19 protein-coding genes are annotated in these 24,094 nt (G+C 71.7%); 4 read left to right on the top strand and 15 right to left on the bottom strand.

What is annotated here, in order from left to right; all coding sequences use genetic code 11:
- Positions 1 to 37: 37 nt before the first annotated feature.
- Positions 38 to 1,309 carry an ABC transporter substrate-binding protein gene (locus tag JK361_RS16920; protein WP_201818572.1) on the bottom strand — a complete coding sequence of 424 codons (1,272 nt, stop codon included), beginning with the start codon at positions 1,307 to 1,309 and terminating at the stop codon, positions 38 to 40.
- A gap of 123 nt (positions 1,310 to 1,432) precedes the next feature.
- Between JK361_RS16920 and JK361_RS16915 the strand changes: the two genes are divergently transcribed.
- The 3 genes from JK361_RS16915 to JK361_RS16905 are packed head-to-tail and all read left to right on the top strand — an operon-like array spanning position 1,433 to position 5,039.
- Positions 1,433 to 1,939, top strand: a complete 507-nt coding sequence (locus tag JK361_RS16915; protein WP_201818570.1) for a PadR family transcriptional regulator — start codon at positions 1,433 to 1,435, stop codon at positions 1,937 to 1,939.
- Complete coding sequence (locus JK361_RS16910; protein WP_236053065.1) at positions 1,936 to 2,733, top strand: ABC transporter ATP-binding protein; 798 nt, start codon at positions 1,936 to 1,938, stop codon at positions 2,731 to 2,733. Before JK361_RS16915 ends, JK361_RS16910 begins: the two co-directional genes overlap by 4 nt.
- A 20-nt stretch (positions 2,734 to 2,753) precedes the next feature.
- Positions 2,754 to 5,039: an FtsX-like permease family protein gene (locus JK361_RS16905; RefSeq protein ID WP_201818907.1), complete on the top strand. Its 2,286-nt coding sequence runs from the start codon at positions 2,754 to 2,756 to the stop codon at positions 5,037 to 5,039.
- Positions 5,040 to 5,323: 284 nt separating this feature from the next.
- On the opposite strand, the gene JK361_RS16900 is transcribed toward JK361_RS16905, so the two are convergent.
- The 13 genes from JK361_RS16900 to uvrC all read right to left on the bottom strand — a co-directional run bounded on the left by JK361_RS16900 (position 5,324) and on the right by uvrC (position 22,051).
- Entirely contained in the window at positions 5,324 to 6,124 is an 801-nt protein-coding gene (locus JK361_RS16900; protein WP_236053064.1) for a DsbA family protein, read from the bottom strand.
- A gap of 90 nt (positions 6,125 to 6,214) precedes the next feature.
- Positions 6,215 to 7,867 carry a glucose-6-phosphate isomerase gene (gene pgi / locus JK361_RS16895; RefSeq protein WP_201818569.1) on the bottom strand — a complete coding sequence of 551 codons (1,653 nt, stop codon included), beginning with the start codon at positions 7,865 to 7,867 and terminating at the stop codon, positions 6,215 to 6,217.
- A 56-nt stretch (positions 7,868 to 7,923) separates the two neighbouring features.
- Positions 7,924 to 9,192: an MFS transporter gene (locus JK361_RS16890; protein ID WP_201818567.1), complete on the bottom strand. Its 1,269-nt coding sequence runs from the start codon at positions 9,190 to 9,192 to the stop codon at positions 7,924 to 7,926.
- 122 nt (positions 9,193 to 9,314) lie between these two features.
- A complete protein-coding gene (locus JK361_RS16885; RefSeq protein WP_003976875.1) occupies positions 9,315 to 9,650 on the bottom strand; it encodes an RNA polymerase-binding protein RbpA in 336 nt (111 codons plus the stop codon).
- 234 nt (positions 9,651 to 9,884) lie between these two features.
- Positions 9,885 to 10,121 carry a preprotein translocase subunit SecG gene (gene secG, locus JK361_RS16880; protein ID WP_201818565.1) on the bottom strand — a complete coding sequence of 79 codons (237 nt, stop codon included), beginning with the start codon at positions 10,119 to 10,121 and terminating at the stop codon, positions 9,885 to 9,887.
- Positions 10,122 to 10,229: 108 nt separating this feature from the next.
- The gene (gene tpiA / locus JK361_RS16875) at positions 10,230 to 10,985 is read right to left on the bottom strand and encodes a triose-phosphate isomerase (protein ID WP_201818903.1); all 756 of its coding nucleotides are present in this window, start codon (positions 10,983 to 10,985) and stop codon (positions 10,230 to 10,232) included.
- Positions 10,986 to 11,026: 41 nt separating this feature from the next.
- The gene (locus tag JK361_RS16870) at positions 11,027 to 12,238 is read right to left on the bottom strand and encodes a phosphoglycerate kinase (protein ID WP_201818564.1); all 1,212 of its coding nucleotides are present in this window, start codon (positions 12,236 to 12,238) and stop codon (positions 11,027 to 11,029) included.
- A 135-nt stretch (positions 12,239 to 12,373) separates the two neighbouring features.
- On the bottom strand, positions 12,374 to 13,381 hold the full coding sequence (gene gap, locus JK361_RS16865; protein ID WP_201818562.1) for a type I glyceraldehyde-3-phosphate dehydrogenase: 1,008 nt from the start codon (positions 13,379 to 13,381) through the stop codon (positions 12,374 to 12,376).
- A gap of 298 nt (positions 13,382 to 13,679) precedes the next feature.
- Entirely contained in the window at positions 13,680 to 16,634 is a 2,955-nt protein-coding gene (locus JK361_RS16860) for a M14 family metallopeptidase (protein ID WP_201818553.1), read from the bottom strand.
- A 152-nt stretch (positions 16,635 to 16,786) separates the two neighbouring features.
- The gene (whiA, locus tag JK361_RS16855; RefSeq protein ID WP_201818545.1) at positions 16,787 to 17,776 is read right to left on the bottom strand and encodes a DNA-binding protein WhiA; all 990 of its coding nucleotides are present in this window, start codon (positions 17,774 to 17,776) and stop codon (positions 16,787 to 16,789) included.
- The gene (locus JK361_RS16850; RefSeq protein WP_201818538.1) at positions 17,767 to 18,834 is read right to left on the bottom strand and encodes a gluconeogenesis factor YvcK family protein; all 1,068 of its coding nucleotides are present in this window, start codon (positions 18,832 to 18,834) and stop codon (positions 17,767 to 17,769) included. Before JK361_RS16850 ends, whiA begins: the two co-directional genes overlap by 10 nt.
- On the bottom strand, positions 18,831 to 19,853 hold the full coding sequence (rapZ, locus tag JK361_RS16845; RefSeq protein ID WP_201818529.1) for an RNase adapter RapZ: 1,023 nt from the start codon (positions 19,851 to 19,853) through the stop codon (positions 18,831 to 18,833). Before rapZ ends, JK361_RS16850 begins: the two co-directional genes overlap by 4 nt.
- Positions 19,850 to 22,051: an excinuclease ABC subunit UvrC gene (gene uvrC, locus JK361_RS16840; RefSeq protein WP_201818527.1), complete on the bottom strand. Its 2,202-nt coding sequence runs from the start codon at positions 22,049 to 22,051 to the stop codon at positions 19,850 to 19,852. Before uvrC ends, rapZ begins: the two co-directional genes overlap by 4 nt.
- Positions 22,052 to 22,616: 565 nt before the next feature.
- On the opposite strand from uvrC, the gene JK361_RS16835 reads away from it, so the two are divergent.
- Entirely contained in the window at positions 22,617 to 23,564 is a 948-nt protein-coding gene (locus JK361_RS16835; RefSeq protein WP_201818525.1) for a hypothetical protein, read from the top strand.
- A gap of 79 nt (positions 23,565 to 23,643) precedes the next feature.
- On the opposite strand, the gene JK361_RS16830 is transcribed toward JK361_RS16835, so the two are convergent.
- Positions 23,644 to 24,066 carry a Rieske (2Fe-2S) protein gene (locus JK361_RS16830; protein ID WP_201818523.1) on the bottom strand — a complete coding sequence of 141 codons (423 nt, stop codon included), beginning with the start codon at positions 24,064 to 24,066 and terminating at the stop codon, positions 23,644 to 23,646.
- Between the last annotated feature and the right edge of the window lie 28 nt (positions 24,067 to 24,094).

Raw genomic sequence — 24,094 nt, 5'->3', positions numbered from 1 at the left:
GAACGCAGTCGTGATGGGGGCGTTACTTAACAGGTAACTAGCCGCGAGCGATGGCGTCGAGTTCGCGCGCCAGCCGGCGCACGGCCTGCCCCGGCGTCTGCCGCCCGGTGAGCGCGTCCTGCACGACCGCCTGCACGGCCAGGCTGACCTGGTCGTAGTGCGGGCTCTTGGGACGCGGGCGGGCGGTGAGGACGGCGGTGCGCAGGGTCGGCAGATACGGGAACCGCCGCACCAGTGCGGGGTCCTCGTAGAGCGCGGCGCGCACGGGCGGCAGCGCGCCCCGCATGAGCACCTGCCGCTGGACGGGCGCGCTGGTGAGGTACGCGATGAGCCGCGCGGCGGAGTCGGGATGCCGGGCGTGGGAGTTGACGGCGAGGTTGGAGCCGCCGAGGACGCTCGTCCCCGGTCCGTCGGGGCCGGGCAGCGGTACGGCGCCGATCCGCCCGGCGACCTTCGTGCCCTTCTCCGCGGCGACGGCGTAGGCGTAGGGCCAGTTCCGCAGGAAGAGCAGCCTGCCGTCCTGGAAGGACTGCTTGGACTCCTCCTCCTTGTACGTCAGCGCCCGCTTCGGGATCCAGCCCTCGCGGAGGCCGCGGGCGAGGAAACCGATGCCCTCGCGGGCGGCGGCCGAGTCGACGGTGACCCGTCTGCCCTCGCCCCCGAGGACGGTGCCGCCCGCCGAGTACACGGCCTCGGCCGCGTTCACGGTGAGCCCCTCGTAGGGCAGGAACTGGCCCGCGTAGCCGTCCAGTCCGTACTTCGGCGCGATCGTCTTCGCGTCGCGCTCCAGCTCGGCCCAGGTGCGCGGCGGGGGCACGCCCTCCTTGGCGAGGACGTCCTTGCGGTACAGGAGAAGTCCGGCGTTCGTGACGTACGGGACCGCGTACAGCCGTCCGTCGTACGTCGCGGTGTCCACGACCGGCGGCAGGAAGCTGTCCAGCGGGAAGCGGTCGCGGGGCAGCGGGCGGATCCAGCCGGCCGCAGCGAACTCGGAGGTCCAGTCGACGTCGATGTTCAGCACGTCGAACCGGCCCCGGTCGCCGCCGCGCAGGTCGGTCGTCATCTGCGCGTGCGTCTCGTCGGCGGAGTCCGGCAGCTCGACCAGGGTCACCTTCTCACCCGGGTGCGTGCGGTTCCAGCCCTTCAGCAGCGGCCCGAGATAGCCGGTGAGGTCGCCTGCGGTGGCCAGGGTGAGCGGGCCGCGACCGCCGGGCGGGCCCCCGTCGGCGCGGGCGCCCGAGGTGACGTACCCGGTCATGATCACGACGAGAACGAGAAGGCCCCTACCGGCGGTGTGCATCCACCGCATAGGTTCCTCCTTGTACACCGGCACCACGGGCACCCTCGCCCGGGGACAGAGGCCATGTATACCCGTTAGGTATGCGCGATACTAGGGCCTGGAGCACATGGAGCAGACAGGAGGACAGCACGAGTGCGCCTGCCCCTCCTGGCACTCCTCGCCCGCGGCCCGGCCCACGGCTACGAGCTGAAGCAGGACCTTGAGCAACTGCTGGGCGCCGCGTACCCTCAGCCCAACGTCGGCCAGATCTACGTCACCCTGAGCCGCCTGGAGAAATCCGGGCTGATCGAGGGCGAGGACGTCGAGCAGTCCAGCCGGCCCAACAAGAAGGTCTACCACCTCACCGAAGCCGGGCGTGAGGCGCTGAGCGTCTGGTTCGAGGACACCGAGGACGAGCCGCGGGTACGGGACGAGTTCTTCATGAAGCTCGCCCTCGCCCCGCGAAGCGGCCTCGCCGACCCGATCACCCTCATCAACCGGCAGCGCCGCCAGTACCTCAACACCATGCGCAACCTGTCGAAACTGGCCGCGGCCGAGAACCGGGACAACCGAATCGCCCAGCTGCTGATCGAGGGCGCCATGCTGCATCTGCAGGCCGACCTCGACTGGCTGGAGCGGTGCCAGGAGGAACTGGAATGAGCGAGGACACTCCGGCCCGGCGGGCCGAGAGCATTCCGGTTCTGCGGACCGAGACCACCCCGGTGCTGCGGGCCGAGGGCCTGGTGAAGACCCACCGCGGCGAGGGCGCGCCCGCCCACGCGGTCCGCGGGGTCGACCTGAGCGTGGCCCGCGGCGAGTTCGTGGCGATCACGGGGCCGTCCGGTGCCGGCAAGTCGACCCTGCTGCATCTGCTGGGCGGGCTCCAGCGGCCGGACGAAGGCAGTGTCTGGCTCGCCGGCCGGTGCACGGACTCCTTCAGCGAGGCCCGCTGGGCGGTGGAGCGGCGCAAGGCCATCGGGATCGTCTTCCAGTTCTTCAACCTGGTGTCGAACCTGTCGGTCGCCGACAACGTCGAGCTGCCCGCCCTGCTGGCCGGCGTCCCGCCGAAGAAGGCGCGCGCCGAGCGCGAGGCGCTCCTCGCCGAGCTGGGCCTGGAGGGCAAGGAGCGCAGCATGCCGGGCGAGCTGTCCGGTGGCGAGCAGCAGCGGGTCGCCCTCGCCCGGGCCCTGGTCAACCATCCGCCGCTGCTCCTCGCCGACGAGCCCGCCGGCAGCCTGGACAGCAAGGGAACCCGCGAGGTGATGCGGCTGCTGTCCCGCTTCCACCGGCGCGGGCAGAGCATCGTGCTCGTCACGCACGACGCCCGGCTGGCCAGCGCCGCCGACCGCGTGATCAGCTTCTTCGACGGCCGCATAGCCGACGACGCGGCCCTGGACGGCACACCGCCGTCCCGCCGCGGCGGGATCTCCGGCGTGCTGGAGCTGAGGGACTGACCGTGCTGGATCTCAGGGACATGCGAGCCACCCTGCGCTGGGCGCACTCCGATCTGCGCGCCCACCGCGGCGAGGCGCTGTTCCTGGTGCTGGCGACCGCGGGCATCGTCGCCTCCCTGCTGCTCGCCACCGCCCTGTTCGGGTACGCCACCAACCCCTGGCAGCGGACCTTCGCCGAGGCGCGCGGCGCCCATGTCTGGCTGCACACCGCGCCGTCCGCCGACGCCCGCGAACTGGCCCGGCTGGACGGTGTCTCCGCCGTCGCCGGCCCCTACCGGACCGAGTCCGCCACCGTCGCCGTCCGCGGCACCCGCGCCTCCGTGGAGCTGCGCGCCACCCCGAGCCTGCCTTCCGTGGGCCGGCCCCTGCTCACCGCGGGGCACTGGCTGGAGCCGGCGGCGCCGGACGGCGTGGTGCTGGAGGGCAGCCTGGCCCGGGCCCTGCTGGCCGAACCCGGCGACACCCTGACCCTGCCCGGCACGGCCCGCACCCTCACCGTCGAGGGCATCGCGGGCAGCGCCGAACCCCCGTACCGCCCGGGCGACCAGCCGGGGCTGGTGTGGGCGCTGCCGTCCGCGGTGCGCGCCCCGGCCGGCCAGGTCATCGGGCTGCGGCTCGATGATCCGGCCGACACGGACTACGCGGTGCAGCGCGCCGTCACCGTGCTCGGCGCGGGCGCGGTCGGCGAGGTCTCCACCTGGCAGCAGGCGCGCGCCGAGGCACAGGGCGACAACCGGCTGCTGGGGCAGGTCCTCGGGCTGTTCGGGCTGGCGGCCCTGGTCGCCGCGGGGTTCGCCGTGCACGGGGCCATCGCCACCCGGATCCGCGGGCATCTGCGGGACCTGTCCGTACTGAAGGCGATCGGCTTCACGCCCGGCCAGGTCGTACGGGTCTTCCTGCTCCAGCACCTGGCGTACGCCCTGCTCGGCGCCGTCGCCGCGGCCGCCCTCACGGAGGGGCTGGGCAGCCGGGTCCCGGGGCGGCTCGGGGACGCGGTGGGGGTGTGGCAGGGGCTGCCCGGGCACACCCTGGCGGTCGTCGCGGTGCCCGCGGGCGCGGTGCTGTTCATCGGCCTGACCACGGGGCTCGCGGCCTGGCGTGCCGGACGGGTGCCACCGGTCCCGGTGCCGCGCCGCACGTCCGGGTCGGCCGGCGGGCGGCTGACCGGAGCGGCCCGGCAGGCGCTCGGGCTGCGGCTGCCGGCCGCGCTGGTCCTCGGCTGCCACAAGGCGTTCGCGGGGCGCGGCCGGTCACTGGCCACCGTGGCCCGGCTGACGCTGCCGCTGCTGCTGATCGTGGTGGCGCTCAGCGCGTGGACCACGATCGACCGCTTCCACAGCAGTCCCGAGCGGGTGGGGCTGCCGACGTCGCTGACGGCCCGCTCGGACGGTGCCCTGGACGCGTCCGGCGTACGGTCCGTGCTCGGCCGCGACTCCCGGGTGACCGCCGCCTATCCGGGGGTCGAGGTGGCCGCGCTGGTCCCCGGCCAGACCGGCACCATCGCCCTGCGCGGCGTCGGCACCCGCACCGAGCCCTACCCCTACGCCCTCGCCGAGGGCCGCGCCGCGCACGGACCGGACGAGGCGGTGGCCGGCCAGGGGCTGCTCGACCTGCTGCACGCGCGCGTCGGCGACTGGGTCCGGATGACGGTGGGCGACCGGCCGCAGATCCTGCACATCGTGGGCCGCGGCCTCGAACCGCGCAACGCCGGCCGGGTCGTGACCACCTCCCTGGACACCCTCCGCGAGAACGACCCGGAGCTGTCCCCCGCCTTCTACGAGCTGCGGCTGCGCCCCGGCACCGACCCGCAGCGGGTGGCCGCCGCGCTCACCTCGGCCGGCCAGGGGCACCTGGAGGTGCATCCCGTGGCCAACCCCGCCGACGGGCTGTCCCCGCTGCGCGGTGTCGTGGCCGGGCTGATCGCCGTCCTGGCCCTGATCGGGCTGGTCGAGCTGCTCACCGCCATCGGCGGCAGCGTCCGGGAGGGCGAACAGGACGTGCTGGCGCTCAGGGCGATCGGCATGTCCCCACGCCAGATCACCGCGATCACCGTCACGGCGACGAGTTGCACGACCCTGGCGGCCGTCGTCGCCGGCACGGCACTGGGACTGCCGCTGGCCCGGCGGCTGATCGACGCCCAGGGCGGTTCCAGCGGCATCGGTGCCGGGATCGCCCAGTCCCCCTCCCCCGGCCTGCTGCTCCTGCTCGGCTCGGCCGCCGTCCTGGGAGCGGCGGCACTGGCCGCACTGCCCGCGGCCCGGACGGCCCGCCGCCGCCTCGCGGACACGCTGAGCGCGGTGGCCTGAGAGCGAACGCGGCCGGCTGCGAGCGAGCGCGGTCGTCCGAGAGCGAGCGGGGTCGTCCGGGAGCGAGCGGGGTCGTCCGGGAGCGAACGCGGTCGGCTGAGAGCGAGCGCGGTCGTCCGAGAGCGAGCGGGGTCGTCCGGGAGCGAACGCGGCCGGCTGCGAGCGAAGGCGTGCCGCCGGGCTCGGCGGACGGCCGTGCCCGACGGAAGCCACCGCCTCGGCCGCCGAGCCGCGAACGCCGGTGCCGGGGGCGCCGTGCCGCGTAACCGTGCCGCGGGCGGGGGTCAGGCGCCGCGCCTGGCGAAGACCTTGTCGTTCCAGGTGTCCGGGGCCTGCCGGATCTCGGTCAGCAGGCGACCGAAGACGTCTCCGTCGAACAGCACGCCGTTGTACTCGGCCGGAATGCGTACCTCGTTGATCTCCGCCGTCGGCGTGCCCGGCCCGTTCGGCTCCTTCGCCCCGCCCGCGCGCTCGTACACCTTCTGGGCCGCGCTCACGAACGAGCGGTACTTCATGGTCTTGACGGCCGAGTCGAAGGCCGGCCCGCGCAGCCCCTCGACCCGCCCGGCCAGCTCGAGCAGCCGGGCGTCGGTGAATCCGTCAACGCTCTCCTCGGGCTGATGGGCGTAGAGCACGTCGTGGTACTCGGCGAACCTGCCGGCGTCCAACGCGGCCCGCAGGGCGTTGACCGCCTTCCTGGACCCGGAGCCGCCCAGCCGGCCGTCCAGGAAGGAGGCGAGGGTGTACTCGATCTTCACCTCACGACGGACCGAGGCCAGGCGCAGCTGGGGTGCACCTCCGCTGATCTCGAACTCCTCGCACACCGGGCACCGCGGATCCTCGTACAGGCGCACGGTCACCGGAGCCTCGGAGTCGCCGACCACGATGGTCGTCCCGTCCGCCGCGAGCCGCTCCGGCACCTCGTACGTCCCGGCGTACTCCTTCACGGCCCGCGCCGTGGCCGTGGGACGGCCGTGCCCGCCGCCGGGTCCGGGGTACGGCGCGTGGTCCCTGCCGCCGCAGCCCGTCCCCGACACCCCCACCACGGCCACCGCGACCGCCGCGGCGAACCCCCTGCGCATCATGCGTGCTTCCTCCCCTGGATCACCGGAACCCTAGGGGACGGCCACGAAAAGCGCACCGGGAAAGATCGCCACGGCGGCCCGGCCCCCGGTTCAGCCGCGGCCGCGCAGCTTCCGGTACTCGGCGACCAGCGCCTTGGTCGACGCGTCCAGGCCGGGCACCTCGGCGCCCTCGGTGAGCGCGGGCTCCACCCGCTTGGCGAGGACCTTGCCCAGTTCCACGCCCCACTGGTCGAAGGAGTCGATGTTCCACACCGCGCCCTGCACGAACACCTTGTGCTCGTAGAGGGCGACCAGCTGGCCCAGCACGGACGGGGTCAGCTCACGGGCGAGGATCGTCGTGGTCGGCCGGTCGCCCTGGAAGGTCTTGTGCGGCACCAGTTCCTCGGGCACGCCCTCCGCGCGGACCTCATCCGCCGTCTTGCCGAAGGCGAGCGCCTGGGTCTGGGCGAAGAAGTTGGCCATCAGCAGGTCGTGCTGGGCCTTGAGTTCCCCGCTCAGCTCGGCCACCGGTTCGGCGAAGCCGATGAAGTCCGCCGGGATCAGCTTGGTGCCCTGGTGGATCAACTGGTAGTAGGCGTGCTGGCCGTTGGTGCCGGGCGTGCCCCACACCACCGGTCCGGTCTGCCAGTCGACCCGCTTGCCGTCGCGGGCGACGTACTTGCCGTTGGACTCCATGTCCAGCTGCTGGAGGTAGGCGGTGAACCTGGAGAGGTAGTGGCTGTAGGGCAGTACGGCGTGCGACTGGGCGTCGTGGAAGTTGCCGTACCAGATGCCCAGCAGGCCCAGCAGCAGCGGAGCGTTGGACTCGGCGGGCGCGGTGCGGAAGTGGTCGTCGATCAGCCGGAAGCCGTCGAGCATCTCGCGGAAGCGGTCCGGGCCGATGGCGATCATCAGGGACAGGCCGATCGCGGAGTCGTACGAGTACCGGCCGCCGACCCAGTCCCAGAACTCGAACATGTTGTCCGGGTCGATACCGAACTCGGAGACCTTCTCGGTGTTCGTCGACAGCGCCACGAAGTGCCTGGCCACCGCCTTCTCGTCGGCGAGCGCGGCCAGCAGCCACTTGCGCGCGGAGGTTGCGTTGGTGATGGTCTCGATGGTGGTGAAGGTCTTGGAGGCGATGATGAACAGCGTCTCCGCCGGGTCCAGGTCCCGGGTCGCCTCGTGCAGGTCGGCACCGTCCACGTTGGAGACGAAGCGGACCGTGAGGTCGCGGTCGGTGAAGCTGCGCAGCACCTCGTAGGCCATCGCGGGGCCCAGGTCGGAGCCGCCGATGCCGATGTTGACGACGTTCCGGATGCGCCTGCCGGTGTGGCCGGTCCAGGCGCCGGAGCGGACACGGCCGGCGAAGTCGCTCATCTTGTCGAGCACGGCGTGCACGGCCGGGACCACGTTCTCGCCGTCGACCTCGATCACCGCGTCCCGCGGGGCACGCAGGGCGGTGTGCAGCACGGCCCGGTTCTCGGTGACGTTGATCTTCTCGCCGCGGAACATGGCGTCCCTGAGGCCGAAGACGTCCGTCGCGGCGGCCAGCTCGCGCAGCAGGCGCAGCGTCTCGTCGGTGACCAGGTGCTTCGAGTAGTCGATGTACAGGTCGCCGACCCGGAGCGTGTACCCGGTGCCGCGCGCGGGGTCGGCGGCGAACAGCTCTCTCAGCCGCGCGTCCGCCAGTTCCTCGCGGTGCTTGGCGAGCGCGGTCCATTCGGGCGTCTGGTTGAGCCTGGTACGGCCGTCTGCGTTCATATCCGAATTCAGCCTTCTTTCGGTACCTGTCCCGCTGCGGGTCCCAACCTAATTGATCAGCACGCGGGACGGGCGGTGGAGGCGCTGTCCTCACGGGCGACAACTGGTACGTCGGGCCTGCGCACCGGTATCAACGCGGTGACGGACAGGACGAAGAAGACGGCGGCCAGCAGGGGCGGGCTGCCGGCGCCCCAGGCCGTGGCCGCGGCACCGCCCAGCAACGCGCCCACGGGTGCTCCGGCGACCGCGAGGGTGCGGAACGCGGCGGCCACCCGGCCCACCATCCCGGCGGGGGTGCGCTGCTGCATCAGGGTCGTGGTGTTGACGTTCCACACCATGCCCATGACGCCGAACACGGCCATGGCGGCCACCAGGGCGACGAGACTGCGCACGGTCCCCATGACGACGAGGGCGCCGATCTGCACCGTTCCGGCGAGCAGGACGGCCCGCATCCGGCCCAGGCGGGCGGCGAGCCGGCGGTTCACCGCGGCTCCGGCCAGGCTGCCGAGGGCGTAGGCGGTGGTCGCCGCCGCGTAGCCCGCGGTGTCCCCGTGCAGCGGGCCGGTGATCAGGACCACCAGGGTGGCGACCAGGGCACCGACACCGGTGTTGCACAGGGCGGTGGCGGCGCACAGGCCGCGCAGGGCGCCGTCGCGCCACAGGGTGCGCAATCCGTCGGCGATCTCCCGGCGCAGGGTGCTGCCCGCGGGTCTCGGCTCACGCTCGGGTGCGCCGGCGCGCAGGGAGGCGACCAGGGCGGAGGCCAGCAGGAACGTGGCCGCGTCGGCCGCGAACGGCGCGGCGGTTCCGGCGGCGAGCAGCAGCGGCACCACCGGCGCGCCGAGCAGACCGCCCGCCACCCGCTGCCCCGTCATGAGGCGGGCGTTCGCACTGCCGAGGGCCCCGGGGCCGACCAGGGCGGGCAGCAGGGCCGTGGCTGCGTTGTCGAAGAGGGTCTCCAGCGCGGTCAGCGTGAAGGCCAGCAGAACCAGCAGCGTGATCGAGGCGTGGCCGAGGGCCACGGCGGCCGCGAAAGCGGCGACGAGCAGCGCTCGTACCGCATCCACCGTCCACATCGCGCGCCGCTGGTCGACACGGTCGGCGACCGCTCCGCCGAGCAGCCCGAAGACGATCCAGGGCAGATAGCCGCAGGCGGTCACGGCGGCGATGAGCAGGGGCCGGTCCGTCAGCGAGACGGCGAGCAGCGGCAGCGCCGCCCCTCGCAGTGCGTCACCGAAGCTGGAGAGCACGGCGGCGCTCCACAGCCGCCCGAAGCCCCCGCGCCACGCGGGCGCATGCCCGTCCGCCGCCTCGACCGCCGTCACAACTCCCCCTCGCGGTTCACGCCTTCACGAGAACCGTAGAGGGCACCACTGACAATCGGTCGGCGCCGAGTGGCGGATACGGCTCCGGCCGGGCGCCCGCGGGCACCCGGCCGGTGAAACTCCTAGATCTCGCCCCGCAGTTTGGCGAGCGCCTCGGCGAGGATCGCCTCGCCGTCCGCGTCGCTGCGCCGCTCCCGTACATACGCGAGGTGCGTCTTGTACGGCTCGGTGCGCGGCGGGTCCGGCGGGTTGTCCCGGTCCTGGCCGGCCGGGAAGCCGCAGCGCGGGCAGTCCCAGGTTTCGGGGACCTGCGCGTCGCTGGCGAAGCTCGGCTGCGTCTCGTGCCCGTTGGAGCACCAGAAGGAGATGCGCAGACGCGGCGCGGACTCGCCGCGCTCGGCCTCGCCCATCGGCCCCGCCCCGACCCGGCTTCCTCGGATCGCGTTGCCACTTGCCACGGTCGTAACTCCCTGCGTGATGGTGCCGCGAAGCGAGTCGGCGTTTCGCTTCGCCGCGAGCGCCTCAGTCTACGTAAGGCCCAACGCGCGTCCAGTGATTGGAGTTACCGGACCCCACACCAAGACGCAAGCCCCATGATAGGCCGCGCTCAGGAGCGCGTACCGAACACGGGGCTTTACGTGCGGAATATACGGGTTGTGCGGGACGTACGCCCCGTTTGCACCGTACGTGCGTCAGTTGTTCGTCTTCATCAGGATGCCGAGGACAATGATGGACGCGAACCACAGCAGACCGACCACGATCGTGATCCGGTCGAGGTTGCGCTCGGCGACCGAGGAGCCGCCGACGGAGGACTGCATGCCGCCACCGAACATGTCGGAGAGGCCGCCGCCCTTCCCCTTGTGCATCAGCACCAGCAGCATCAGCAGCAGGCTGAAGACGATCAGGGCGATCGAGAACCCCAAAACCACGGCTGGACCAACTTCCTCGGATTCGGATGGACGACGGGGGCACAGCACCTCGGCTGCGCCCCCGCAAGGGTACGACGTATCGCCGCTACCGCCTACTCACAGCTCGTCCTACTGATCGCGGAAACGCACGATCTTGACGAACTCGTCGGCGTCCAGCGAGGCACCGCCGACCAGGGCGCCGTCGATGTCGGCCTGGGCCATGATCTCGGCGACGTTGCCCGACTTCACGGAGCCGCCGTACTGGATGCGGATCTTGTCGGCCACGTCCTGCGAGTACAGCTCGGCGAGCTTGGCGCGGATGGCGGCGCAGACCTCCTGGGCGTCCTCGGCACCGCAGACCTTGCCGGTGCCGATGGCCCAGACGGGCTCGTAGGCGATCACGACGGTCTCGGCCTGCTCGGCCGGGAGGTCCTTCAGACCGCCCTCGACCTGGGCGAGGGTGTGGGTGACGTGGTTGCCCGCCTCGCGGACGTCCAGTTCCTCGCCGACGCACAGGATCGGGGTGAGGCCGTGCTTGTAGGCGGCCTTGACCTTGGCATTGACCAGCTCGTCGGTCTCGGCGTGGTACTGCCGGCGCTCGGAGTGGCCGATCACCACGTAGGTGCACTTCAGCTTGGACAGCATCGGGCCGGAGATCTCGCCGGTGTAGGCACCGGAGTCGTGCTGCGAGATGTCCTGGGCACCGTACTTGATCTTGAGCTTGTCGCCGTCGACCAGCGTCTGCACGGAACGCAGGTCGGTGAAGGGCGGCAGGACGGCGACCTCGACGGCCTCGTAGTCCTTGTCGGCCAGGGCGAAGGCGAGCTTCTGGACGTGGGCGATGGCCTCGAGGTGGTTGAGGTTCATCTTCCAGTTGCCCGCCATCAGCGGCGTGCGCCCGGAAAGATCAGTAGAAGCCATTGAGGTCAGTCCTCCAGTGCGGCGAGGCCGGGGAGCGTCTTGCCCTCGAGGTATTCGAGGGAGGCGCCGCCGCCGGTCGAGATGTGGCCGAATGCGTTTTCGTCGAAGCCGAGCGTACGCACGGCCGCGGCGGAGTCACCGCCGCCGACGACGGTGAAGCCGTTCGAGTCGACGAGGGCCTGGGCGACCGCCTTGGTGCCCTCGGCGTAGTCGGGGTGCTCGAAGACGCCCATGGGACCGTTCCAGAAGACGGTCGCGGCGTCGGCGAGCTTCGAGGCGTAGAGCTCCCGGGTCTTCGGGCCGATGTCCAGGCCCTCCTGGTCGGCGGGGATCTTGTCCGAGTCGACCGTCGTGGGGTTGGCCGGCGCCTTCGTCTTCAGGTCCGGGAACTCCGGCGAGACGAGGACGTCGACGGGGAGGACCAGCTCGACGCCGTTCTTCTCCGCGCGCTCCATGTACTCGGTGACGGCCGGGATCTGGTCCTCCTGGAGGAGGGAGATGCCGACCTCGTGGCCCTTGGCCTTGAGGAAGGTGTACGCCATGCCGCCGCCGATGAGGAGGCGGTCGGCCTTGGCCAGCAGCTCGTCGATGACGGCGAGCTTGTCGGAGACCTTGGCGCCGCCGAGCGCGACGACGTAGGGGCGCTTGACGTCCTCGGTGAGCTTCTTCAGGACGCCGACCTCGGTGGCGATGAGGTGGCCGGCGTAGTGCGGCAGCCGGGCCGGGAGGTCGTAGACGGAGGCGTGCTTGCGGTGGACCGCGCCGAAGCCGTCACCGACGTAGACGTCGGCGAGGGCGGCCAGCCGGTCGGCGAAGGCACCGCGCTCGGCGTCGTCCTTGGCGGTCTCGCCGGGGTTGAAGCGCAGGTTCTCCAGGACGGCCACCTGTCCGTCCGCGAGGCCGGCGACCGTGTCCTGGGCGGACTGCCCGACGGTGTCGGTCGCGAAGGCCACGGCGGAGCCGAGGAGTTCACCCAGGCGGGAGGCTGCCGGAGCAAGGGAAAAGGCGGGGTCCGGGGCGCCCTTGGGGCGGCCCAGGTGCGAGGCGACGACCACCTTGGCGCCCGCGTCCGCGAGGGCCTTGACGGTGGGCAGGACGGCGCGGATGCGGCCGTCGTCGGTGATCGTCCCGTCGTCCAGCGGAACGTTGAGGTCGGCGCGGACGAATACCCGCTTGCCGCTCACGCCGCCGGCGAGAAGTTCGTCGATCGTCTTCATTGAGTGGACTCCAAAGGAGGGCTCGTGGTGCACCTGATCGTAAGAGGACGTGGTCAGTACGTGGGACAGGGCCCGGACAGCGCGGCCGTGCGCTGCCCGGGCCCTGCTCTCACTTCATGGTCCCGCTGTGTGCGATCAGAGCTGACCGCCGACGAAGACCGTGAGGTCCACGAGGCGGTTGGAGTAGCCCCACTCGTTGTCGTACCAGCCGATGACCTTCACGTTCTTGCCCTCCTGGACCATGGTCAGGGAGGAGTCGAAGGTGCAGGACGCCGGGGCGTTGACGATGTCGGAGGAGACGATCTGGTCCTCGGTGTAGTCGAGGAGCCCCTTCAGCTCGCCCTCGGCGGCCTTCTGGAAGGCGGCGTTGACCTCTTCCTTGGTGACCTCGCGGCCGAGTTCGACGACGAGGTCGGTGACCGAGCCGGTCGGGACCGGGACGCGCATGGCGATGCCGTCCAGCTTGCCCTTGAGCTGCGGCAGGACCAGGGCGGTGGCCTTCGCGGCACCCGTCGTGGTCGGGATGATGTTCTCGGCGGCGGCACGGGCGCGGCGCAGGTCCTTGTGCGGGAAGTCCAGGATGCGCTGGTCGTTCGTGTACGCGTGCACCGTGGTCATCAGGCCCTTGACGATGCCGAAGTTCTCGTCGAGGACCTTGGCCATCGGCGCCACACAGTTGGTGGTGCAGGAGGCGTTGGAGATGACGTGGTGGTTCGCCGGGTCGTACTTGTCCTGGTTGACGCCCATCACGATGGTGATGTCCTCGTCCTTGGCCGGAGCCGAGATGAGGACCTTCTTGGCGCCGCCGGCGATGTGCTTGGCGGCGTCCTCCTTCTTCGTGAAGATGCCGGTGGACTCGATGACGATGTCGACACCCAGCTCGCCCCACGGGATGTCGGCCGGGTTGCGCTCGGAGAGCACCTTGATGGTGTGACCGTCGACGGTGATGGTGTCGGCGGTGTGGGAGACCTCCTGCTTGAGGCGGCCCAGGATCGTGTCGTACTTGAGCAGGTGAGCGGTGGTCGCCGTGTCACCCAGGTCGTTGACAGCCACAACCTCGATGTCCGCCCCCTGCTCCAGCAGCGCGCGGAAGTAGTTACGACCGATGCGGCCGAAGCCGTTGATGCCTACGCGGATCGTCACGAACCGATCTCCTCGTTGGTACGCCGGCCATGCGGTGCCGGCGAGCTCTGTTTGGGATGTCCCCGACCACCACCGACCCTACCTCTCCGAGGGCCCCTGAGTGACATCGAGATGCCGCATACACGGGCAGGCAGTCCGTACCCGCCAGTAGGGGTACGGACCACCTCGGAACGGCAGTGAATTCATCCGTACTTGTCATGGAATGCCGGGCACTCTTGGCACCTTTTTCACTCGTTCGTGAGCGGGTCGGCTCACTTGAGGAATACCCCGTTCGTGCACCCCTGAGAGGGGGTTCCGCTCACCTGTCGAGTGCGTCGAACGCCTTCCTCAACAAAGCCGCCCGATCGGCCGCCGACGGCACCTGTTCGAGACCGAAACCGAGCAGCACGGTGTCGTCCGTGGCGACCGCCCCATAAGTACGGAACAGGGTCCCGGTGCGCGTCCAGTCCTTCAGGACCGCCGGGCTGCCCTCGGGCGGTCCGGCCGCCTTCCAGGGACCCAGGGACGACTCGAAGCCCTCGGTCTCCTTCGCCGCGCCGCCGACGAGCAGCGAGGCGTCGTCGGCGAGGACGCCGTGCCCGCCGCTGCCGGGGTCGGTGACATAACCGATCGAGACCTCGACGGACTTCCCGGCGTACGCGCTCAGGTCGAAGCTCACCTGCTGCCAGCCGCCGGAGCTGCCCGTGAGGCTGTTCCAGGCTCCGGTGGTGCCGGTCGCGGTGCAGGCGTTGCCGGCGAGCGTCAGGTAGTGCTTCAGCCACGGGTGCTCACCGATCAGGAACCCGGCCCCGCACTCGGCCGGCACGGTCGCCCGCGTGGCGCCTCCGGCCTCCGGCAGGGTCGTCCAGTCGTCCGCGCCCACGACGTGCGCCTCGATCACCGCGTGGTCGTAGCCGGGCTCGGTGTCCCACAGCAGCCGGGTGCTCAGGGCCGGTCTGTCGGCCGCGGTGACACCGGTGAGGTCGATGGTGCGGGTGAGGCGCTTGTAGGCATCGTCGGTGTGCACGGCGGCGGCCATGGAGGCGCCGGCGTACGGCCCGTACGGATTGACGGTCCCGGCGAACGCGCCCGCGCCCGCGCTCTTGAACTGCGGATAGGTGGCGGCCGGCAGCTCGTCGGAGGTGACGCCGTAGGTGCCGGCCTTGTCGAGCGGGTTGCCGGGGGCGTCCCCGAGGGCACCGGTGACGCCGTCGAGCGCGCCGGAGCCGCTGAAGCCGGTGGCCCCCTTGGTCGAGGTACGGCTGTAGGCGCCCAGGTAGTACTGGCTGAAGTCGTCCGACGGGGTGCCGTCGCCGAGGTCGACGCTGCCGCCGGCCAGCTCACCGGCCTCGATCAGCCGGCCGCCCTCGTTGAGGTAGGCGCGCAGTTGCAGCTGGGTGGGGTTGGCCGGGCCCTTCGTTCCCGAGTAGTGCACGACCGTCCGGAAGTGCCCGAGCACACCGAGCGCGTCCGGCACGCCCTGGGTGGCCACGTCCCACACGAGCGCCCGGTGGCCGGCCGCCTTCAGCGCGTCCGCGTACGTCCGTGCCTGCGTGGCGGCCGCGCCCTCCTCGGCGACCACGAGGGTGTCGGCCTTCGACCGCTTCGCGACGGTGTAGGTGAAGTGGGAGCTGGAGACCTTCTTGCCGGCCCTGGTCTCGCCGGTGAACCACACCTCGACCTTGTCGCCCGGCCGGCCGTCCTGCACCTTCGCGCGGTACTCGTCGAAGTACAGGTCGTCCTCGCCGCCGTAGGTCTGTCCGCCCTTCCAGTGCCTCAGCGCCCGGTCGAGCGTACGGCCGCCGTTGACGCGGTACTTCAGCTCCTTGTCCCGGACCGCCTTGCGGACGACGACGGAGACCTCCTGGTCGGCGCCGCGGGAGTACGACGTGGAGAACGCGGCCGGGGTGAAGTCGGCGGCGCCCAGCCCGACCGCGGAGGCCGGCCTGTCGGGATGCGCGGCGGTCTCGGCGACGGAGATCGCGAACGGGATGTTCTTCTCGAACTCCTGCCGGATCAGCTTCTCGTCGTCGGGGAAGTTGAACTCCGACTGGCAGTCCTCGGGCTTCCAGGCGTCGTTCGGGTCGACGCTCGAAGCGGTCCGGCAGGTCGACATCTCAGGGGTGAACATCGCCAGGCCGTTGACGTTCGACGCGTGCCCGTCCGCCTCGCCGTTGGTGGTGTACAGCTCCGAGGAGAGCTGCGAGTGGTAGCCGGGGATGGCGGGCTTGTCCGGGGTGCCGGCGAGTGCCTTGTAGAGGACGTCGTCCGGGGTCGGGGTGGCCACCTGCCAGCCGACGCCGTAGAGGAGGAGTTCGGCGGCGGAGTGGTAGTTGATCGCGTACCTGAACCCGATGCGCTTCTCGAAGCCGTCCACGGCCCGGGTCTCGGGCTCGGACGCGGGGCTCGCGCCGCGGTAGGTCTGGCTGGTGGGGTTGGGGGACGAACCCTCGTCGTCGTAACCCCACTTGTAGGCGAAGTTGCGGTTGAGGTCGACGCCGTCGCCCGTGCTGATGACGCCGTCGCCGTTGACGTCCCGCAGGTTCTTTCGCCACAGGCGGTTGCCGGGGTCCTGGAAGGTGTAGTCGTAGCCGTCGGGGTTGGCCGACAGGACGAACCACAGCTCGGTCGAGTCGACGAGCTTCTTGACGCGCTTGTCGGTCTTGTAGTGGTCCAGGTAGTAGTGCATCAGACGCCGGGTCATCTCCGGCGTGATCCACTCCCGCGCGTGCTGGTTGGACATGTAGAGCACGGACGGCTTGGACCCGTCCTTCGACTTCTTCGCGTTCCTGGTCAGTTTGAGCGCGAGGATGTCCTGGCCCTTGATGGTTCTGCCGATGGACTCGACCTTGGTGAGACCCGGGTTGGCCCGGGCGGTGCGGAGGATCTCCTCCTTGAGCCCGCCGCTTCCGCTGTACGGGCGGAACACGCCCTGGGCGGCGTCCGCGACCCGGTTCCGCGCCTTGGCCGAGAGGGTGTGTTCGATGAGGCCGACGCCCTGCTTGCGCAGCTGCGACGCCTGCTTGTCGGTGAGGTAGACCTCGACCGCGGCCCGGCCGCCCCCGGCCAGCCGCTCACCGAGTTCATGGCCGTCCTGACCGGCCTTGAGCAGCAGGGGAATCTGCTTCTGGGTGACATCGGCACGGAAGACCTTGACCTCGTCCGGGTCGGACTTCGCCCGGTCTCCGTTCTGTGCCTGGGCTGTGGGTGCGAGGCTCGCTCCGCCGAGCAGGAGCGCGCCGACAGCGAGGATCGATCTCGCTCTGTGTCTCATGAACCCCCCTGGAGGTGGTCCGCCACAGCGGCGAACAGGCTGCCAGGCTCATGTCACACGATGATCGAGTCAAGAGCGCCGCACGGACACGCACATGCCGGTGCCGACCACCCGAACGGGGGCCGGCACCGGTGAGTTGACGGGGCGTCGGGTCAGCCCGCCAGGTTGTCCGCCAGCTCCTCGCCGAGGTTCGCCTCCGTACCCGGGATGCCCAGATCGGCGGCTCGCTTGTCGGCCATCGCCAGCAGGCGGCGGATCCGGCCCGCGACCGCGTCCTTCGTCAGCGGCGGGTCGGCGAGCGCACCCAGCTCCTCCAGGGACGCCTGCTTGTGCTCCATGCGCAGCCGGCCGGCGGCGGCGAGGTGCTCGGGAACCTCGTCGCCCAGGATCTCCAGGGCACGCTGGACGCGGGCGCCGGCGGCCACGGCGGCGCGGGCCGAGCGGCGCAGGTTGGCGTCGTCGAAGTTGGCGAGCCGGTTGGCCGTGGCCCGCACCTCGCGGCGCATCCGGCGCTCCTCCCAGGCCAGCACGGACTCGTGCGCGCCCAGCCGGGTGAGCAGGGCGCCGATCGCGTCGCCGTCCCGGACGACCACCCGGTCCACGCCGCGCACCTCGCGCGCCTTCGCGGCGATCGACAGCCTGCGGGCGGCACCGACCAGCGCGAGCGCCGCCTCGGGGCCCGGGCAGGTCACCTCCAGGGAGGAGGAGCGGCCGGGCTCGGTCAGCGAGCCGTGCGCCAGGAAGGCGCCACGCCAGGCGGCCTCCGCGTCACAGGTGGCCCCGGAGACCACCTGCGGGGGCAGGCCGCGGATCGGACGGCCCCGGCCGTCCACGAGGCCAGTCTGCCGGGCCAGCTGGTCGCCGCCCGCGACGACCCGTACGACATACCGCGAGCCGCGGCGCAGTCCGCCCGGCGCCATCACGATCAGCTCGGAGCTGTGGCCGAAGATCTCCAGGATGTCCCGCTTGAGCCGGCGTGCCGCCATCGCGGTGTCCAGCTCCGCCTCGATCACGATGCGCCCGCTCACCAGGTGGAGGCCGCCGGCGAACCGCAGGATGGCGGAAACCTCCGCCTTCCTGCAGCAGGTCCGGGTGACGGGGAGCCGGGAGATCTCGTCCTTCACCGCTGCCGTCATCGCCATGGGCCGATCCTTCCATGCATCCGAAAAATACGGTCGTACGCGGCGGCCAACAGTTCCGGATCGTGCCGGGGTGATCCGTCGGTCCGGGCCACGGGCGCCAGCTCGACCGCGGCTCCCAGCCGCTTGGCGGCCTCGGTGAGCGAGTCGCGGTCGGGCACGGCGGCCTCGTCGGCCAGCACCACGTCCAGGGCGAGTTTAGGGGCGTGTCGCCCCAAAACCTCCAAATGACGCTGCGGGGAGAACCCCTCGGTTTCTCCCGGCTGCGGAGCCAGGTTCAAGGAGAGCACACGGCGCGCCTTGGTCTGCGTGAGAGCGTCCAGCAGCTCGGGGACGAGCAGGTGCGGAATGACCGAGGAGAACCAGGAGCCGGGGCCCAGCACCACCCAGTCCGCGTCCAGGACCGCCGCCACCGCTTCGGGCACGGCGGGCGGGTCGTTGGGCACGAGGTGCACCGACTGCACCTCACCCGGCGTCAGGGCGACGGTCGCCTGCCCGCGCACCGTGTCCACGTCGTCCGGACGCTCCGGGTCGTGCCCCTTGACCAGGGCCTGCAACTCGAGCGGCACGGCGGACATGGGCAGCACGCGGCCGTGCGCGCCGAGCAGCTTGCCGACCAGGTCCAGGGCCTGCACATGGTCGCCGAGCTGCTCCCACAGGGCGACGATCAGCAGGTTGCCGACCGCGTGCTCGTGCAGATCGCCCTGGGACTGGAAGCGGTGCTGGATGACGCGGGCCCAGGTCTGGCCCCAGTCGTCGTCGCCGCACAGCGCGGCCAGCGCCTTGCGCAGGTCGCCGGGCGGCAGCACGCCCAGCTCGTCCCGGAGCCGGCCGCTGGAGCCGCCGTCGTCGGCCACGGTGACGACGGCGGTGAGATCGCCGGTGATCCGGCGCAGCGCGGCGAGCGACGCGGACAGACCCATGCCGCCGCCGAGCGCGACCACCTTGGGCTGGGCGCCGCGCCGGCGGGGCCGGGCCCCGCGAGCCTCGACCGGGCGGCCGGCACGCGTGTCCGGCACCATCCGGCGCAGCCTGCTCAGCCGCGGTGTACGTTCCGTCATTCCCGTCCCATGTCCCGGTGCACGACCACCGTCTCCACACCCTCGGCCGCGAGGCGCGCGGCGAGCTTCTCCGACATCGCGACCGAGCGGTGCTTGCCGCCGGTACAGCCGATGGCGATGGTCACATACCGCTTGCCCTCGCGCCGATAGCCGGCCGCGATCAGCCGGAGGAGTTCGGCGTACCGGTCGAGGAAGTCCTTCGCGCCGGGCTGGTTGAAGACGTAGCCGGCGACCTCCTCGTTGAGGCCGGTGTAAGGGCGCAGCTCCGGGACCCAGTGCGGGTTGGGCAGGAACCGCATGTCCGCGACCAGGTCGGCGTCGACCGGGAGGCCGTACTTGAAGCCGAAGGACATCACGGTGGCCCGCAGCTCGGGCTCCTCCTCACCGGCGAACTGGGCGTCCATCTTGGCGCGCAGCTCGTGCACGTTGAGGCTGGAGGTGTCGATCACCAGGTCGGCGTCGCCGCGCAGCTCGCGCAGCAGCTCCCGCTCGGCGGCGATGCCGTCGACGATGCGCCCGTCCCCCTGGAGCGGGTGCGGGCGGCGCACCGACTCGAAGCGGCGCACCAGGGCCTCGTCGGAGGACTCCAGGAAGACGATCCGCCGGGTGACGCCCCGGGTGTCCAGGTCGGCGAGGGACTCGCGCAGGTTGTCGAAGAAGCGCCGGCCGCGCACGTCCACGACGACCGCGATCCGCGCCACGTTGCCCTGGGAGCGGGCGCCCAGCTCCACCATGGTGGGGATGAGGGCGGGCGGGAGGTTGTCCACGACGAACCAGCCGAGGTCCTCCAGACACTTCGCGGCCGTGGACCGGCCTGCTCCGGACATGCCGGAGATGATCACCAACTCGGGGATGGCCGCCTCGGGGACCCCGGCTGTCTCGCTGCCCGTACTCACCTGTGCTCCGTTGTCCTGGCCGGTGTCCCGGCCGGCGTCGGTGTCCTGCCGGACGACATCGTCGCCCGTGCCGCTGTGTGCCTGATCTCGCTGTGCTGTGGGGTGTTCGTCGTGCTCGGTCATGTCTCCTGCCCCCGTCGTTCGTCCGGGGCGCCCGCGGTCACGGACTCCCCCGAGGAACCGCCCGTCGTACCGGGTCCCTCGTCTTCAATGATCTCTCCGGTGGCCGTGTTCACGGCCGGTGCGGCCGGGGCCGCCTGGGCGAGGGCCACGGCGATGGTCTCGGCCGTCTTGCGGCCTATCCCGGGCACTTCCTGGATCTGCTCGATTGTGGCGGACCGCAGCTTCTTCACCGAGCCGAAATGCTTGATGAGCGCCTGTTTGCGGGTCTCGCCGAGGCCGGGGACGTCGTCCAGCGGACCCGCGCGGAAGCGCTTGGCACGCTTGGTGCGCTGGTAGGTGATCGCGAAGCGGTGGGCCTCGTCACGGACGCGCTGGAGCAGGTAGAGGCCCTCGCTGGTGCGGGGCAGGACCACCGGGTCGTCCTCGCCGGGCACCCAGACCTCCTCCAGGCGCTTGGCGAGGCCGCAGACGGCGATGTCGTCGATGCCCAGCTCGTCCAGGGCGCGCCGGGCTGCCGCGACCTGCGGCCGGCCGCCGTCGACCACCACCAGCTGGGGCGGGTAGGCGAACTTCCTGGGGCGGCCGTCGTCGTCCTTGAGGGAGTCGGTGATCACGTCCGTGCCGGTGAGCGCGCCGTCGCCGTCGGCGAGGGCCCGCTCGGTGCCGGAGCCGTCGGGGCCGCCGGCGAGAGCGCCCTGGGCACCCGGACCGCCGGGGCCGCCGAGGCCGTCAGGGCCGCCGGGGCCGTCGGCGAGAGCGCTTTCGGCGTCCGAGCCGTCGGTCCACTCACCCGTCCTCTCCTTCTCGGCGAGGTAGCGCCTGAAGCGGCGGGTGATCACTTCGTGCATCGAGCGGACGTCGTCCTGGCCGGCGAAGCCCTTGATCTGGAAGCGGCGGTACTCGCTCTTGCGCTGCAGCCCGTCCTCGAAGACGACCATGGAGGCCACCACGTCGTCGCCCTGGAGATGCGAGATGTCGTAGCACTCGATCCGCAGCGGCGCGCTGTCCAGGTCGAGGGCCTCGGCGATCTCCTCCAGCGCGCGCGAGCGCGTGGTCAGGTCGGAGGCGCGCTTGGTCTTGTGCAGCGCGAGGGCCTGGAGGGCGTTGCGCTGCACGGTCTCCATGAGCGCCTTCTTGTCGCCGCGCTGCGGGATGCGCAGCGACACGTTCGCCCCGCGCCGGCCGGTCAGCCAGTCCTGGACCGGCTCGACCGGGTCGGGGAGGGCCGGGACCAGCACCTCCTTGGGGACCGCGTCCCCGCTCTCCTCGCCGTACAGCTGCTGCAGGGCGTGCTCGACCAGGGCGCCGGTGGTGATCTCCTCGACCTTGTCGGTCACCCAGCCGCGCTGACCGCGGACCCGGCCGCCGCGCACATGGAAGATCTGCACGGCCGCCTCCAGCTCGTCCTCGGCGACGGCGATGAGGTCGGCGTCGGTCGCGTCGGCGAGGACGACCGCGCTCTTCTCCATGGCCTTCTTCAGGGCCCCGATGTCGTCGCGCAGGCGGGCGGCCCGCTCGTACTCCATCTCCTCGGCCGCCTCCATCATCTGTTTCTCCAGACGGCGGAGGTAGGCGCCGGTGCGGCCGGCCATGAAGTCGCAGAACTCCTCGGCCAGCTCCTCGTGGTCCTCGGGGGTGATCCGGCCGACACAGGGCGCGGAGCACTTGCCGATGTAGCCGAGCAGGCAGGGGCGGCCGGTGCGGGCGGCGTTCTTGAAGACGCCGGCCGAGCAGGTGCGCACCGGGAACACCCGCAGCAGCAGGTCGACGGTGTCCCGGATGGCCCACGCGTGTCCGTAGGGCCCGAAATAACGGACGCCCTTCTTCTTGTGACCGCGCATCACCTGCACCCGCGGGAACTGCTCGTTCATCGTGACCGCGAGGTAGGGGTAGCTCTTGTCGTCGCGGTACTTGACGTTGAACCGGGGGTCGTACTCCTTGATCCAGGAGTACTCCAGCTGAAGCGCCTCCACCTCCGTGGACACCACCGTCCACTCCACGGACGCTGCTGTGGTCACCATCGTCCGGGTGCGCGGGTGCAGGTTCGCCAGGTCCTGGAAGTAGTTCGCCAGGCGCTGGCGCAGGCTCTTCGCCTTTCCGACGTAGATCACCCGGCGGTGCTCGTCACGGAACCTGTACACCCCCGGAGAGTCCGGGATCTCACCCGGCCTGGGGCGGTAGCTGGAGGGGTCGGCCATGTCTCACACCCTACTGGCGAGCACCGACACCGCGTCGGGCCTGTGGACAACGCCCGCACCGGACGGCGGCGCCGGGGCCGACGGCGTACCAGGGCCGACCGCGTACCGGGGCCGACGGCGCGCCGGGGCCGACGGCGCGCTTCCCGCGGGTCCGGCCGTGCGCCCCTCCCGGTCCACCGGCCCGCCCTCCCCCCGGTCCGCTGCCCCGGCTGTCCGGGACGCCCGGGCACGTCCGGCGGCAGGGTTCCGGCCATGCCGGGGACACACCGACTGCCGCCGTCTCGCCGCGCGGCCCAGGATGAGGCACCCGGCGGCCCGCGCCGGCCCCGTCCACCGGCCGTCGAACGGCTGGGTCCGGCCAGTCGGCCGGACCGACCGGGCACGAGGTGTTGTCGGGTTCTGGTCAACACGCTTCAATGCGGGGGAACTCGGGGCCGTGCACACGATGTGTGCGGGCGCGGCGTGCCCGGCCACGGGTGTCCGCAGCGCCCACGGGGGTGGTCTCGCATACCCGCACAGGCGGTCTGACCAGCCGTAGCGACACCTCACAGAAAGGCCTCCCGGCATGCGGCATGCCACAGAGCACGCGGACGTCCCCACCGCGGAACTGGACACGGCCCTGCGGGGCGGCCCCTTCCACGTGGCGCTGCGCGCCGCGATCGCCGCACGCGGACTGCCGCTCCAGCGCGTGCAGCACCATCTGTCGCGCCATGGGGTCAAGGTGGGTGTCACCAGCCTGAGTTACTGGCAGCAGGGCGCCCGCCGCCCGCAGCGCCCCGAGTCGCTGCGCGCCGTACGGGCACTGGAGGAGATCCTCCAGCTGCCGGACGAGTCGCTGATCCGGCTGCTCGCGGAGGCCGACGGACGGACGACGGCCGGCCGCCCGGCGGGCCGCTCCTACCGCTCCCTGATCGAGGCCTCCGACGTTCTGGACCGCCTCACCACCGATCTCGGCTGGTCCCTGGACGGCGGGATGCACACCCTGGGGCACCACGAATGCGTCCGGATCGGTGCCCGGCGCGAACTGTCGAGCCGCGAGGCCCACCACATCGTGCGGGCCCACCGCGACGGCGTCGACCGCTTCGTCGCCGTCCACCACGGGGACCCGGGCTGCGACCCGCGCCGCATCACCGTGCACGCCCTGGAGAACTGCCGCACCGGCCGCCTGCGCTGGGACCAGGACACCGGCGTCCTGGTGGCCGAGCTGCTCTTCGGCACCCGGCTGCGTTCCGGCGACACCTTCCTCTTCCGGTACGGCATCGAGGACGGCACCGCGGGGACGTCCCGCGAGTGTCTCCGCCGCTTCGGCTTCCCCGGCGGCCAGTACGCGCTCCAGGTGCGTTTCGACACGGCCGCGCTGCCCGTGCGCTGCCACCGTTTCGCGCAGCACTCGACGGCGGCCCCGCGCAGCGGCCGGCAGGATCTGTCCGTGACCGGCCCCCACCACTGTGCCCATCTGGTCGAGCCGCGGATCCGGCCGGGCATCGTGGGGATCGCCTGGGACTGGGAGTGAGCGGAATGCCGCTGCCGGCCCGCTGAGCGCGTTCGACGGGCGCGTCCGGCGCGGCCGCCGGGTCGTGTGGTTCTCCCGGTCAGTCAGCCGGACCGGCGACGATCCTGCCGTTCGCGGCCTTCACCGACAGCTCGGTCAGGGGCTCGGTGGCCGGTTCCTGGACCACCTTGCCCGTCACCGCGTCGAACCGGCTGCCGTGGCAGGGGCAGATCAGGGTCGTCCCCTCCAGCTTGTTGATCGGGCACCCGGCGTGCGTGCAGATCGTGCTGTACGCCTTCAGCGTGCCGTCCTGGTCACGGCTGACGACCACGTTGTGATCCCGGTAGAGCTGCGCCCCGCCCTTCGCGACCTCGGTCTCCTCGCCGAGTTCGACGGGCGCGGTCGGCGCGGCCGCGGCGCTCCCGTCCGGGGCCGCGCATGCGGCCAGGCCGAGCCCGGCGACCGGGGCCGCGGCGGCCCCTCGAAGGACGGTACGGCGGCTCGCGCAGGGGCGGGTGGGCATCTGGGACTCCACTGGTCAAGGGGTGTGC

Source organism: Streptomyces musisoli (genome assembly GCF_016741855.1).
Lineage (GTDB): Bacteria > Actinomycetota > Actinomycetes > Streptomycetales > Streptomycetaceae > Streptomyces > Streptomyces musisoli.
Note: the sequence above shows the minus strand (reverse complement) of the source record. Positions and strands in the feature narration are given on the sequence as shown.